This window comes from Pseudomonas sp. KU43P (assembly GCF_033095865.1).
GTDB lineage: Bacteria > Pseudomonadota > Gammaproteobacteria > Pseudomonadales > Pseudomonadaceae > Aquipseudomonas.
On the sequence record NZ_AP019365.1, the window covers coordinates 848920 to 862968 of the forward strand.

11 protein-coding genes and 1 pseudogene are annotated in these 14049 nt (G+C 64.3%); 5 read left to right on the forward strand and 7 right to left on the reverse strand.

Annotation, left to right across the window (positions count from 1 at the left end; all coding sequences use genetic code 11):
- Positions 1–78 precede the first annotated feature (78 nt).
- Positions 79–2481 carry a DUF3772 domain-containing protein gene (locus KU43P_RS03840; protein WP_317661125.1) on the forward strand — a complete coding sequence of 801 codons (2403 nt, stop codon included), beginning with the start codon at positions 79–81 and terminating at the stop codon, positions 2479–2481.
- A 537-nt stretch (positions 2482–3018) separates the two neighbouring features.
- A pseudogene (locus tag KU43P_RS03845) lies at positions 3019–3266 on the forward strand (IS110 family transposase); the annotation flags it as partial.
- 315 nt (positions 3267–3581) lie between these two features.
- Here KU43P_RS03845 and KU43P_RS03850 read toward each other — a convergent pair.
- From KU43P_RS03850 to ehuB, 7 genes are all read right to left on the reverse strand, one after another.
- On the reverse strand, positions 3582–5012 hold the full coding sequence (locus KU43P_RS03850) for an aldehyde dehydrogenase family protein (protein ID WP_317661126.1): 1431 nt from the start codon (positions 5010–5012) through the stop codon (positions 3582–3584).
- A gap of 13 nt (positions 5013–5025) precedes the next feature.
- On the reverse strand, positions 5026–6525 hold the full coding sequence (locus tag KU43P_RS03855; RefSeq protein WP_317661127.1) for a purine-cytosine permease family protein: 1500 nt from the start codon (positions 6523–6525) through the stop codon (positions 5026–5028).
- Between the two features lie 94 nt (positions 6526–6619).
- On the reverse strand, positions 6620–7009 hold the full coding sequence (locus tag KU43P_RS03860; RefSeq protein WP_317661128.1) for a YybH family protein: 390 nt from the start codon (positions 7007–7009) through the stop codon (positions 6620–6622).
- 197 nt (positions 7010–7206) lie between these two features.
- On the reverse strand, positions 7207–8001 hold the full coding sequence (gene ehuA / locus KU43P_RS03865; protein WP_317663724.1) for an ectoine/hydroxyectoine ABC transporter ATP-binding protein EhuA: 795 nt from the start codon (positions 7999–8001) through the stop codon (positions 7207–7209).
- A 59-nt stretch (positions 8002–8060) separates the two neighbouring features.
- Positions 8061–8717, reverse strand: a complete 657-nt coding sequence (gene ehuD / locus KU43P_RS03870; protein WP_317661129.1) for an ectoine/hydroxyectoine ABC transporter permease subunit EhuD — start codon at positions 8715–8717, stop codon at positions 8061–8063.
- Positions 8714–9373 carry an ectoine/hydroxyectoine ABC transporter permease subunit EhuC gene (ehuC, locus tag KU43P_RS03875; RefSeq protein WP_317661130.1) on the reverse strand — a complete coding sequence of 220 codons (660 nt, stop codon included), beginning with the start codon at positions 9371–9373 and terminating at the stop codon, positions 8714–8716. The genes ehuD and ehuC overlap by 4 nt, the downstream gene beginning before the upstream one ends.
- Positions 9374–9435: 62 nt before the next feature.
- The gene (gene ehuB / locus KU43P_RS03880; protein WP_317661131.1) at positions 9436–10290 is read right to left on the reverse strand and encodes an ectoine/hydroxyectoine ABC transporter substrate-binding protein EhuB; all 855 of its coding nucleotides are present in this window, start codon (positions 10288–10290) and stop codon (positions 9436–9438) included.
- 239 nt (positions 10291–10529) lie between these two features.
- Here ehuB and KU43P_RS03885 point away from each other — a divergent pair, with 239 nt between their 5' ends.
- The 3 genes from KU43P_RS03885 (at position 10530) to eutC (ending at position 14030) form a co-directional block, all read left to right on the forward strand.
- Positions 10530–11924 carry a PLP-dependent aminotransferase family protein gene (locus tag KU43P_RS03885; RefSeq protein ID WP_317661132.1) on the forward strand — a complete coding sequence of 465 codons (1395 nt, stop codon included), beginning with the start codon at positions 10530–10532 and terminating at the stop codon, positions 11922–11924.
- A gap of 108 nt (positions 11925–12032) precedes the next feature.
- Positions 12033–13004: a hydroxyectoine utilization dehydratase EutB gene (gene eutB / locus KU43P_RS03890; protein ID WP_317661133.1), complete on the forward strand. Its 972-nt coding sequence runs from the start codon at positions 12033–12035 to the stop codon at positions 13002–13004.
- 33 nt (positions 13005–13037) lie between these two features.
- Positions 13038–14030: an ectoine utilization protein EutC gene (eutC, locus tag KU43P_RS03895; protein WP_317661134.1), complete on the forward strand. Its 993-nt coding sequence runs from the start codon at positions 13038–13040 to the stop codon at positions 14028–14030.
- Positions 14031–14049: the final 19 nt, after the last annotated feature.

Sequence of the window (14049 nt, forward strand, 5' to 3'; positions counted from 1 at the left end):
GCGAGAAACGGCACTCTTCGGATCGTCACAAGCCGCGTAGAATCCACCGCCTGATCGAAATGTAAAGAGGAACATTCGATGAGGCGCCACTGCCTTGCCCGATTTTACCTGGCTGTAATGGCCCTGATGCTGGCGATGGCCAGCCCGGCCTGGTCGGCTCCGGCCGCACCGGTGTCCAGCCTGGCCGCTGCCGAGCTGCCCGTACTGGATGAAAACGCCAGCTACGAGCAGTTGAACGACCGGCTCGACCAGATCCGCCAGGGTGTGACCAGCAATGCCAACGACGACCTGTTGTCGCAATTGCGCTTGGCCGCCGTGCAGGTGCAGCGCCAGGCAGACGCCTTGAGCGCCCTGCGCACGGCCGATGCGGAAAAACTGGACGACAAGCTCAAGGTCATCGGCCCGGTGCAGCCGGACGAAGCCCAGAGCCTGACCCAGCAGCGCAAACAACTTGAAGCCGAAAAGAAGGCAGTACTTGCCGAGCAGGAGCAGGCTGCCAAGCTGACCCAGTCGGCCCGCGACCTGTCGACGCAGATCGTCAACCTGCGCCGCAGCCAGTTCAACTCGCAGGTCACCAGCCGCGCCACCAGCCCGCTGACCCCGGCCTTCTGGCAATCGCTGATTCGCCCTACCGATGAAGACGTGATACGCCTGCGCGACCTGCGCGGCGAGGCGGCCGATGCCTTGGCCAGTGCCTTCAGTGCCGAGCATAGGTGGTTCTTCATCGCCAGCCTGGTAGCGGCGATCCTGGTCTGGACCTTGGTGCGCCGGGTGCTCGAACGGTTGTTGGCCGATGCGATGATCCGCTGGTTGCCCGAAGGGCGCCTGCGCCGCAGCGCACTGGCCTTGAGCGTGAGCCTGGCCACCCTGGGTACCATCGCCGGCTCCGTGTCGATGCTGCGCTGGGGCCTGGAAAATAGTTCGGAGCTTGGGTCCGACATCGCCAGCCTGACCAACCACTTCCTCACCTTGGTGGTGTTCAGTGCCTTCATCTCCGGCCTGGGCCGCGCCATGCTGATGCTGCAGCGCCCGTCCTGGCGCCTGCCGCCGATCGCTGACGAAGTGGCCAGCGCCCTGGGCTGGTTCCCCAAGCTGCTGGCCCTGGCGCTGATGGTGATGTTGACCATGGAGCGCATCAACAGCGTGATCGGCACCAGCCTGGCACTGACCGTGGCAACCAACGGCCTGACCGCACTGGTAGTGGCGGTGATCTTCTCGGCGGCGTTGGTGCGCTACCGTCGCACCTTGCGCAAGCATGAACTGGATCGCCCCACCGGCCTGGCTGGGTTGATCCCGTTCGTGATCGTGGTATGGGTGGCGCTGATCGTGCTGGCGCTGTTGACCGGCTACCTGACCCTGGCCTACTTCCTGACGGCCAAGCTGTTGTGGGTCAGCGTGGTAGCCACCTGTGCCTACCTGTTGACCACGTTCCTCAGCGACCTGTGCGAAACCTTGCTCTCGCCCCGTCAGCCCGGAGGCCTGGCACTGGCTGCAACACTGGGCCTGGCGCCCCGCCACCAGGCGCAGGCCAGCACCATACTGACCGGCATCGGCCGTACCGTGCTGCTGTTCCTCGCCGTGTTGCTGGCGCTCATGCCTTCGGGCACCAGCCCCAGCGAGCTGCTGGTAAGCCTGGGCGACTGGGATGGCACGGGGGGCAAGCTGCTCGGCAACTTGAATATCGTGCCCCAGGACATTCTGCTGGCCGTGGCGATCTTCTTTGGCGGGCTGTTCGCCATACGCGTGCTCAAGCGCTGGCTGAGCGAGCGTTTGCTGCCGGAAACCGACATGGACGCGGGCATGCGAGCCTCGCTGGTGACCCTTGTGGGTTACCTGGGCTTCCTGTTCCTGGCCATGCTGGTGATGTCGACCCTGCGTATCAACCTGACCAGCCTGACCTGGGTGGTCAGTGCGCTGTCGGTCGGTATCGGTTTCGGCTTGCAGCAGATCGTGCAGAACTTCATTTCCGGCCTGATCCTGCTCACCGAGCGCCCGGTCAAGGTGGGCGACTGGGTCAGCCTGGCCGGCGTAGAGGGTGACATTCGCCGTATCAACGTGCGTGCCACCGAAATCCAGATGTCCGACCGCTCCACGGTGATCGTGCCCAACTCGCAGTTCATCTCGCAGAACGTGCGCAACGTGACCATGGGCAATGCTCTGGGTGTGGTCGGCATTACCCTGACCTTGCCGCTGGAGACCGATGCCAACCGTGTACGCGAGGTGTTGCTCAAGGCTTACCACGAGCATGAGGCGGTGCTGGATGCGCCGTCGCCGTCGGTGACCTTCAAGGACCTGACCAGCGCTGGCATGGTGATCGGCGTCAGTGGTTACGTGGCCGGGCCGCGGCAGGTGTCGGGGGCGCGCAGCGACCTGCTGTTCACCATCCTCGGCCAGTTGCGCGACGAGGGCATCTCCCTGTCTTCGCCGCAGAGCATGGTGCTGGTGCAGGAAGGCTCGCGCCCGGCTGACGAGCCGGCGTAACGCCCATCGCCGGCAAGCCGGCTCCCACAATGACCGCAGTACTGTCTATTTCTGTGGGAGCCGGCTTGCCGGCGATAGGGCCGCAAAGCGGCCCCCCTGCGCTCCTCAGCCCAGGCAGCGAGTCACATGCTTCACCGACAGGTACCCCGACAACCCCAAGGCCCGAGCTCTCCCACAATGACCGCAGCACTGTCTATTTCTGTGGGAGATCACCCAGCCCTTCCGGGCTGCGCTGTCGCGCAGCAAACATGAGACGCATGACTTCAGACTTGCAGTGGCGCTGACATTTTGAAAAAGAAAAGGCGGCTGGCCCCATAGGGCCAGCCGCCTTTTGCTTTGTTAGGGTTCGAGCGCGCGGGACAGAGATCCTAGCCAGCACTGGTGTGTGTCGAGCACACCCGTGTGGGAGAGTGATCCGCACGGTATCGGCGTGAAGTCCCTGTAGGCATCAGCTGATTCAGCTGTGACCACGTATGAGAGAGTGAACCCTTTCGCCACCGTGTGCCCCGCGCGCCCTTTATCCTGCGAGGATTCATTATGGCGCGCAAGCCTTCCAAGCAACGCTTCACCATCGTTCACCCCGATTGTGCGGCGATCGATGTCGGCGGCCGAGAACACTTTGTCGCAGTCGACCCTCGGCACGACGACTCTGTCCGGTCATTCACGTCTTTTACTGATGACCTGGCGTTTATTGGATTCCGATTTACGAAATCCTCAGCGAACGTGGCTTTGACGTCTACCTCGTAAATGCTCACCAAGAAACAGGCTTATGTGGAGCAAGGTCTTGATGAGTTTGAAGCCCGTAGCCAAGACCGACAGCTTCGGGCTTTGCTTCGCAAAGCCCGAAAACTGGGTTTTCAGCTTGTGGCTGCTTGAGGTGCTTATAAATCAGTGGGTTGCATTTTGTTTGATGAGAGCCGGCTTGCCGGCGATAGGGCCGCAAAGCGGCCCCCCTGCGCTCCTCAGCCGAGGTAGCGGGTCACATGCTTCACCAACAGGTACCCGACAACCCCAATGCCCGAGCTCTCCGCAGCACTGTCGATTTTCTGTGGGAGCCGGCTTGCCGGCGATAGGGCCGCAAAGCGGCCCCCCTGCGCACCTCAGCCCAGGCAGCGAGTCACATGTTTCACCGACAGGTACCCCGACAACCCCCAAGGCCCGAGCTCTCGCCCGATCCCGCTGCCCTTTGTGCCGCCCCACGAGGTCTCGACGAACACCGCCTGCACCGAGTTGATCCACACATGCCCGACCTCCAGCGCATCGGCCACGCGCTCGGCACGTTCCAGATCGGCTGAGCAGACAGTGGCAACCAGGCCGAAGCGGCTGTCGTTGGCTTCGGCAATGGCCTGCGCTTCTGTCGAGAAACGACGCGCGCACAACACCGGGCCGAAGATCTCTTCGCTCCACAGGCGGCTATCCACAGGCACATCGACATACAGTGTCGGGCTGACGAACCAGCCCTCGCGGTCCAGCGCCTTGCCGCCGGCCAGGCACTGCAGGCCTTCTTCGCGAGCGGTGGCGAAATAGCCGGCCACCTTCAGCCATTGCGCCTGGCTGGTCAGCGGCCCCATGTCCACGTCTTCGCTTAGCGGGTTGCCCACGCGTAGCTTTTCCAGCGCCTGTTGCAAGCGTGGCAGCAGCGCGTCGGCAATTCCATCTTGCACCAGCAGGCGCGAGGTGGCCGAGCACATCTGCCCGGCATTCCAGGTGATGCCGGCGACGATCCACTCCACCGCTTGGTCGACGTCGCAATCGTCGAACACCACGATCGCCGACTTGCCACCCAACTCCAGGGTCACCGGCCGGCACTGCGCCGAAGCGCTGCGCATCACTTGGCTGCCGACGTTGTTGCTGCCGGTGAACGACAGCTTGTCCAGGCCGTTGTGGCTGCTCAGGGCGGCGCCGGTCTCGGCCTTGCCGTTGACGATGTTCAGCACGCCGGCCGGCAGGCCCAAGGTGTCGGCGATCTGGCCGTAGGCCTGCTCGATCAGCGGGGTGACTTCCGAGGGCTTGAGCACCACGGTGCAGCCTGCGGCCAGGGCCGGGGCGAGTTTCCAGGCGCTGGTCACCAGCGGGAAGTTCCACGGCACGATCAGGCCGACCACGCCCACCGGCTCCAGGCGGGTACGGGCGGTGAAACCGGGGGCGGCCAGGGGCACTTCACGGTTCTTTTCAGGTAGCTGCTCGGCCAGCTCGGCGTAGTAGGCGAAGGTGGCGATGGCGTCGTCCAGGTCGATTTCGGCCTCGTGACGCGGCTTGCCATTGTTGCGCATCTGTAGGGCGATCAGTGCTTCGCGGCGTTGGCCGAGCTGCTCGGCAAAGCCTCGCAGGAACGCTGCGCGGGTGCTGGCGGTGAGGGCTTTCCAGGTCGGCAGGGCATCGCGGGCAGCCGCCACGGCCTGGTCGACCTGGGCAACGCTCGCGGCCATCAGTTCGGCAAAAGGCAGGCCCAGGGCCGGGTCGTTGACGCTGATGCAGTCAGTGCCTTGGCCTTCGACCCAGCGGCCAGCGATGTAGTGGGAAGTGGTCATGGTCAGTTTCCAGTCAGGCCATTTCGGCAGAGGTCACGGGCGTGTGCTGGGTGCTTTTGCAGCGCACCCAACGCGGGCCGTTGGGGCCATACACGCCAGCAGGTTCGGGGAACAGGTTGAGCAGCAGCAGGTAAAGCGCGCCGGCCAGGCCCAGGGTGACCGGCAGGCTCAGGTCGATACCGCCGGCCAGGTCGCCGAGCGGGCCGACGAATTGCCCCGGCAGGTTGACGAAGCACAGGCCGACCACCGCGCTGGGGATCCACGCGCCCATGCCGCGCCAGTTCCAGCCGTGCAGGAACCAGTAGTGGCCACCGCGCTGGCCACGGGTGAACACCTGCAGGTCGTCGGCGTGGTAGAAGCCGCGGCGGGTGATGAGGCCGAGAATCATGATCACCATCCACGGGCTGGTGCAGGTGATGATCAGCACGGCGAAGGTCGACACGCTCTGCACCAGGTTGAAAGTGAAGCGGCCGATGAAGATGAAACCGATGGCCAGCACGCCGATCAGCAGGGTGGCGCCGGCGCGGCTGAGCAGGCGCGGGAACACACTGGACATGTCCAGCCCGGTGCCGTACAGCGCGGTGGTGCCGGTGGACATGCCGCCGATCACCGCAATCAGGCACACCGGCAGGAAGAACCAGCTCGGCGCCACGGCCAGCAGGCCACCGACGTAGTTGTTGGCCGCGATGTAGTCCGGTGCCTGGCTGGCCACCAGGGTGGCGGTGCACAGGCCGAACAGGAACGGGATCAGCGTGGCGGCCTGGGCGGCGATCACCGCCAGCATGATGCGGGCCTTGGGTGTCTGGCGCGGGATGTAGCGCGACCAGTCGCCGAGGAAGGCGCCGAACGACACCGGGTTGCTCATGGCCAGGATCGCCGCGCCGACGAAGGCTGCCCAGAAGCCGGCCTGGCCGAGGTTGACGCTACCGGCGTAACCGGCGTCGAATGGCCCGGCGAAGGCGAAGATGCCCAACAGGAACAGCAGGCTCGAAGCCCATACGGCGATCTTGTTGACCCACAGCATGAAGCGGAAGCCGAAGATGCACACCACCAGCACCAGCACGGCGAACAGGCCGTAGGCCAGGCCCAGGGTCAGGTCGGTTTCCGGCAACCCGGCCAGGCGCTTGGCTCCGCCGACCAAGGCATCGCCGGAGCTCCACACCGACAGCGAGAAGAACGCCACGGCGGTTAGCAGCGACAGGAACGAGCCGACGATACGCCCGTGCACGCCGAAGTGGGCGCCGGACGACACGGCGTTGTTGGTGCCGTTGAGCGCACCGAACAGGCCCATGGGCGCCAGGATCAGCGCGCCAACGCCGACCCCGAGCAGAATCGCCCAGACCCCGGCCTGGAACGACAGCCCGAACAGTACCGGGAAGCTCCCCAGCACGGCGGTGGCAAAGGTGTTGGCGCCGCCGAAGATCAGGCGGAACAGGTCAAGCGGGGAGGCGTCGCGTTGATCGTCGGGGATCTGTTCGACGCCGTTGGTCTCGATACCGGTCGAGTGGCTCATGGTGATGCTCCAGCGCGTTAGTTGTAGGCCGGTGCGGTGCACGGGCCCTATTGTGGGTGCGTTGGCAGGGCGGCAAGGCCGCGTAAAAGGATGATCAGGTTGCGCTGACGACCGACAGGTGCTCGTGGCACGCCAGCAAGCGCTCGCCTTGGTGGCGGAAGACGATGGTCTCGCGTTCGTTGAGCAGGTGTTCCTCGCCGGCGATGCGGATGTGCGTGGCCACATCGTGCATGAAAATCGCCACGTCGCCTTGCAGGCTCACCTGCACGTTGCTCGATTTGCAGCCGAGTACGGCGAAACCCTCGGCCTGCCATTGGGCCCAGAGTTCTTCATAGGCGCGGCGTGACAGCAGCGGTTGCGGCAAGGTGTGGAAGAGGAAGGTGGCGTCTTCGCTGAAACAGGCGAAGTAGCGGGCGGTGTCGTTGCTGGCAAAGGCGGCGACGAGGTCGGCAGCGGCCTGCCGTACCTGGAGTGTCTGGTCCACGGGAGTGGCCTCACGGTTATTGTGATTGTGTTGAGGCGATTCTGGTGGGACGTGCGGGGGGGAAAAATCGCTGGGGGGAAATAATTAGTTCAGGAATTTGTAAACCAATGTGCTGGCTGTCACCTTCAACCGTTCAAGCAAGCGATCAAGTAACGGCAAAACTCGATCGCTCACTGGCTTGGAACGGAGATCTTCGTTCAGTTGGCCTCACGCACTGCGCTCAAGAAGGCCCGGGTACGCTCCTGTTGCGGGTTTTCATAAATCTGCGCTGGCGTCCCCTGTTCATGAATCTGGCCTTTATAGAAGAAGCACACTCGGTCAGCGAACTCCCGGGCAAAGCCCATCTGGTGCGTCACCATCAGCATGGTCAGGTTGTGCTCGCTGCCCAAGCGACGAATCACGTTCAGCACCTCGCCACACAGTTCCGGGTCCAGCGCCGAGGTCACTTCGTCGAACAGCATCACCTTTGGCCGCATCGCCAGCGCCCGGGCTATGGCCACACGCTGTTGCTGGCCGCCTGACAACTGCGACGGGTAGTGATCGAACTTGTTGCCCAGGCCGACCATTTCCAGCAGTTCGGCAGCACGCTCGCGCGCCTCGGCCGGCTTGACGCCCAGCACCTGGACCGGCGCCTCGATCACGTTCTGCAAGGCACTCATGTGCGGGAACAGGTTGAAGCTCTGGAACACCATGCCGATCTTCGCCCGCACCTTGCGCACATGGCGCTCGCTGGCGGCCACCAGTGCGCCGTTGCGCCCGGGCATGTGGGTGAGCGATTCGCCATCGACTTCGATCATGCCTTGGTCGATCCCTTCCAGGGTCATCAGCACCCGCAGCAAGGTCGACTTGCCCGAGCCGCTGGGGCCGATGATCGCCACCTTCTCGCCGGGTGCGACGTTGAGATTCAGGCCGTCGAGCACGGTGAAACTGCCGTAGCGTTTGGTCACGTCCTTGAAGCTGACGATCGGTTGGGCGATGGCCGGGGAGGGCATGCTGGTGTCCCGCGCAAGCGGAGTGGTGGCAGTGGCGAGGTGGGTCACAGGCGCAATCATCAGCGGAGCTCCAGGCGCACTTCAAGGCGCCGAACGAGGTAGGCCAGAGCGACGCTCAGGGCCAGGAAGAACAGACCGACCAGGGTGATAGGCTCCAGGTAGCGGAAGCTTTCGGAACCGACGTTCTTGGCCTGCTGCATGATTTCCACCACGGTGATGGCCGACAGCACCGGAGTGTCCTTGAGCATGGCGATCAGGTAATTGCCCAGCGGTGGCAGGATCGGCCGGATCGCCTGGGGCAGGATGATCGCCCGGTAGGCCGTCCAGGGGGCGAAGTTCAGGGCGATCACCGCTTCCCACTGGCTGCGCGCCACCGAATCGAGGCCTGCGCGGTAGACCTCGGCCAGGTAGCAGGCGTAGTGCAGGCCAATGCCGATGATGCCGGCCTGCATGGCGGTCATGTTGACCCCGTAGTTGGGCAGCACGTAGTAGAGGAAGTACACCTGGATCAGCAGTGGCGTGCTGCGGATGAACTCGATCAGCAACGCCACCGGCCACGACAGCCAGGCCTGGCGACTGCGCCGGGCAATGGCCAGGAACAGCCCAAGGACCACTGCAATCAGGAAGCCGACCACGGTGATGCCCAGCGTTTTCAGCGACGCCTGCAGCAGATCCGGCAGAATCTGCACGACATAGTTCCAGTCCCAGACATTCATGACAGGCTCCCCCGCAGGCGGCCACGGCTCAAGCGCCGTTCGACCCTGCGCATGAGGAAGTTGATGACCTGCGCCAGCACGAAGTACAGCAGCAGCGTGAGGCTGAAGATTTCCAGGGTCTGAAAGGTCGCCTGGTCCAGTTGGCGAGCGCGGAAGCTCAGGTCCGACAGGGTGATCAACGACACAAGCGAGGTGTTCTTGAGCAGCTCGATCAGCAAGTTGGTGCCTGGGGCGATGGCCGCCAGCAATGCCTGGGGCAGAATGACCCGGCGAAAGCGTGTGGAGGCGGGCATGTTCAGTGCGGTGCAGGCTTCATATTGCCCTTTGGCCACCGAGCTGATCGCGCCGCGCATCACTTCAGCGCCGTAGGCACCGATATGCAGCCCGAGGCCGACGATCGCCACCGTGTAGGCACTGAGCTCCAGGTTGAACGGCGGCAACGGCAGGACGAAGAACAGCCAGAACAACTGCACCAGCAACGAGGTGCCACGGAACAGTTCGATGTAGGCCACGCACAGCCAGCTCAACGCTCGCCATGACGAGCGCCGGCCGAGCGCGGCGAGGATCGCGGCGACGATAGCCAGCAGCGAGCCGAAGAAGGTGATCTGGACAGTGATCCAGGCGCCTTGCAGTAACAACGGTATCAATTCACCCATGGTTCGACCTGAATAATCGGATTACACAGGGAATGGCACGGCAAGCGCCATGCCACCTCGATTCACTGCTGGGCACAGAGCTCGGCGGCGGTCTTGTCGGTCACGTTGGAGCGGTCGAAGCCAAATGGCGCGACGGTCTTGAGGTGCTCCTCGCTGCCCAGCCACTGCTTCATCTGGGCGTTGACCGCGTCGCGCAGGGCCTTGTCCTCGGGCCGGAAAGCCAGTGCGCCATAGCCGGTGTGGGCGGGGTCATCGGTGAAGTCGGCGATTGCCTCGACCTTGTCGCCCCCTTTTCTGGCCAGCCCTTTCATGGTCAGCTGGGTGCCCACCGCAGCGTCGGCGCGGCCGGCGCGCACGGCTTGCAGTTGGGCTGTGGTGTCCGGTACCTGGAGGATCTGTGCGTCCTTGATGCCTGAGTCGCGGGCATAGGCCAGGTTGACCGTGCCCGCCATGATCGCCAGCTTCACCTCGGGGTTCTTGGCGATGTCGGCATAGCTGTGCAGGTTCTTCGGGTTGCCCTGGGCCACCAGCAGGGTGTCGGGCAAGGCGTATTGCGGGTCAGTGAAGATCACCTGCTTGCAACGGGCGGGGGTGATGTACATGCCCGCGGCAATCACGTCGAAGCGCCCGGCGCGCAGGCCCGGGATCAGCGAGCCCCACTCGGTGAGCACGCCATCGACCTGCTTGATGCCCATCTTCTCGAAGATGACCTTGGCGATTTCCGGTGACTCGCCGGTGACCCGGCCATCGGTCTCGGTGTAGGCGAACGGAGTTTCGTTGGCGTAACCGATGCGGATGCGGCTGTTTTCCTTGATCTCGTCCAGGCTGGCGGCCTGGGCGCTGGCGAGCACGCCGAGGGTGGTACAGGCCACCAGCACGGATTGCAGCAGGCGTGGAACGTTGAAGGGCTGGCTCATCAATGAATCTCCTGTTTGTTATAAAAACCGTCACCGACGGCTCTGTGTTAGGAGGCAGTGGAGCAAAACAGCGAAAGCAGGGTGGGTCGTTTGTTCGTGCTGTCGGGCAGCGTGGGTTCGACCTTGGACCGAGCATACAAAAGCTGCAACCGCGATGGCATTGCACTAGGACAATTGCCTCGGTGGTCTGCAGGGGTGATGCTGTCACCCCGGCCCCCGCAAGCGAAACGAACATCATGATGCACAGTTGGAAGGCAGCCCTCGACGCCGCCCGCATCGGCGAGTCCAAGTACAAGATCCTGGTCCAGGCGGTTACCAGCGAGATCGAGCGTGGCGTGCTGGTGCACGACCAGCGCCTGCCGCCGCAGCGCCAGGTGGCCGATGCCTTGGGTATCAGCGTGCAGACCGTGACCAATGCCTACAAGGAACTGGAGCGTCAGGGCCTGGTGCGCTGCGAGATTGGCCGCGGCAGTTTCGTCAGCCGGCGCATGAGTGACCGTGTGTCGGATGACATCATCGACCTCCCTGAACGCACCCTGGTCGATTTTTCCATCACCCGCATCCTGCATACCCAAGTGCACGAGCGCATCTGGCGTGACACCTGCGCTGAGCTGGCCGTGGAGGAGGAGCAGCCATGGATCCACGCCTACCGGCCGATCGCCGGTTTCCAGAGCCACCGCGAGGCGGCGGTGCGCTGGCTCGATGGCCTGGGAATGCAGGTCGAGCATGACGATGTGCTGGTGACCAACGGTGCGGCCCATGGCATTTTCCTGGCCTTGGCATCGCTGGCCGGGCCGGACGATGTGGTGCTCTGCGAAGGCTTGACCGACCATGGCGTGATCGGCAACTCGCAAGTGCTCGGCTTCACGCTCAAGGGCCTGGAGATGGACCGCGAGGGGATCGATCCGGAGCATTTCGAGGATATCTGCAGCAACGAGCGGGTGACGGCGCTGGTGTGCACCCCCAACCTCAACAACCCGACCGTCAGCCTGATGCCTGACAGCCGGCGCCGGGAGATCGCAGAGATCGCCCGGCGCTTTGGCGTGCACATCATCGAAGACGATGTGTACGGGCCGTTGCTCGGTGGCCAGCATGCACGGCCACTGAGCACGTATGCACCGGAGCTGTCGTTCTATTGCACCAGCATGACCAAGTCGGTGCTCACCGGCTTGCGCGTGGGTTACCTGGCCATGCCCAAGCGCCTGGCGTTGCGCACCGAGAGCATCCTGCGGGTGAACAGCTGGATGGCCACGCCATTGGTGGCGGAGATCGCCTCGCGCTGGATCAACGACGGGCGTGCGGCGCAGTTGGTGGAGTTGCAGCGTACGTTGCTGGGCGAGCGCCAGGCCCTGTTGCGCGAGTACCTGGGTGACTATCTGCGCGGTCAGCATCCCCATGCATTGGGCGCGTGGCTGAACATTCCCGAGCGCTGGGAGGTGGACAGCCTGGTGCGGGCCTTGCGCCGCAGGCAGATTGCGGTCACGCCGCCGGAGCCGTTCCTCGTGCGCGGCACACCGCGACCGCGCGCGGTGCGCTTGTGCGTGGGTGCCGAGTGTTCCGAGGCCAAACTGCGCCAGGCCCTGGGCGATATGCGCGAGCTGTTCGAGCAGTACCCACAGATCCATGAGCTTTGAATGATCGGGCAAGACAAAATCTAAGGCAAATTGCCCTAGTACATTCATCGTGACAATTTTCGCCTCATACACTCCGCCCAACATCAGGTCACTTGTTGGGTCACGATCATGTCAGCGCTCTCGCTTCACGATCTCTATCTTGCCCGCCAGCGTATCCATGGCCTCGTGCGCCGCACGCCGCTGGAGCTGTCACCCAGCCTGTCGCGTTGCCTGGGTACGCCGATCTACCTGAAGCTCGAAGCGCTGCAGACCACTGGCAGCTTCAAGCTGCGCGGTGCCAGCAATGCCATCGCCGCGCTCAACCCCGAGCAACGCTCACGCGGCGTGGTCACCGCCTCGACCGGCAATCATGGCCGGGCGGTCGCCCATGCGGCGGCGCAACTGGGGGTGAAGGCGACCGTGTTTCTATCTGGGCTGGTACCGGACAACAAGGTCCGGGCCATCCGTGAACTGGGCGCCGAAGTGTGCATCGTCGGCCAGTCCCAGGACCAGGCCCAGCAAGCCGCACTGCAGTACAGCGCCGATCACGGCGCAGCGTTGATCCCACCGTTCGACCACCCTCAGGTCATCGCCGGCCAAGGCACCTTGGGCCTGGAAATCATCGAGCAGTTGCCCGAAGTCGAACAGGTACTGATCCCGCTCTCCGGTGGCGGCCTGTTCGCCGGCGTGGCGCTGGCACTGAAAAGCATCAACCCGGCGATCACCACCCACGGCATCAGCATGCAGCGTGGTGCCGCGATGCACGCCAGCCTGCAGGCCGGCAGCCCGGTCGAGGTCGAGGAGTTGCCGACCCTGGCCGACTCGCTCGGCGGCGGCATCGGCCTGGACAACCAGTACACCCTGGCCATGACCCGGCGCCTGCTCGACGAGGTCCACCTGCTGTCGGAGGCCTCGATCGCCAATGGCATGCGCCACGCCTACCAGCATGAACGGCTGGTGCTCGAGGGCGCTGGCGCGGTGGGCATCGCTGCACTGCTCGACGGCCTGGTAAACGCCAGAGGCCCGGTCGTGGTGGTGGTCAGCGGGCGCAATGTCGACAGCGCGCAGCACCTGCGTGTGCTCAACGGCGGCGACGCCTGAGTACTCACCTTTTCCTCACTGGAGGTATTTCGAATGCCGGCCATCACCTTGCTCAGCGAAGCCGACCTGCGTAGCTGCATCACCCTGGACTGCGCCGCGGTCGATGTCATCGAACAGGCCTTTGCCCTGCTCGCCACGGCCCAGGTGGCGATGCCACCGATCCTGCGTCTGGACGTGCCTGAGCACAACGGCGAAGTGGATGTGAAGACCGCTTACCTGCCAGGGCTGGAGCGCTTCGCGATCAAGGTCAGCCCGGGCTTCTTCGACAACCCCAAGCTTGGCCTGCCCAGCCTCAACGGCATGATGATGCTGCTGTCGGCACGCACCGGCCTGCTCGATGCCTTGCTCCTCGACAACGGTTACCTCACGGCCGTGCGCACCGCTGCGGCCGGCGCAGTGGCCGCACGCTGGCTGTCGCGCCAGGACAGCCGCCGGGTGGCGCTGATCGGCAGCGGTGAGCAGGCGCGTCTGCAACTGCAGGCACTGCGCCTCGTGCGGCCGATCGAGCAGGTCAAGGTCTGGGGCCGTGATGCGGACAAGACCGCAGCGCTGTGCGACGAACTCGGGCGCGATGGGCGCCTGCAGCTGCAGGCTTGCGACAGTGTCGACCAAGCCATGCAGGCAGTCGACATCGCCATCACCTGCACTCCAAGCCGCACGCCGCTGATCCAGCCACATCATCTGCAGCCCGGCCTGCATATCACCGCCATGGGCTCGGACGCCGAGCACAAGAATGAAATCGCGCCCACCGCCCTGGCCCGGCTCGACCGCTACGTCGCCGACCGCCTGAGCCAGACCCGGGTACTGGGCGAATTGCACCACGCCTTGCGTGCCGGCGCGGTTGGCGAGCGCGCCGGTCACTGCGAACTGGGCCAGATCATCGCCGGCCTGCAACCGGGCCGGGTGAGCAGCGATGAGGTCACGCTGTGCGACCTGACCGGCACCGGTGCCCAGGACACCGCCATCGCCAACCTGGCCTTCGAACGCGCAGTCGCCGCCAACAAGGGCCTGGCGTTTCTCAGCTGAAGACATTTGCAACCCACTC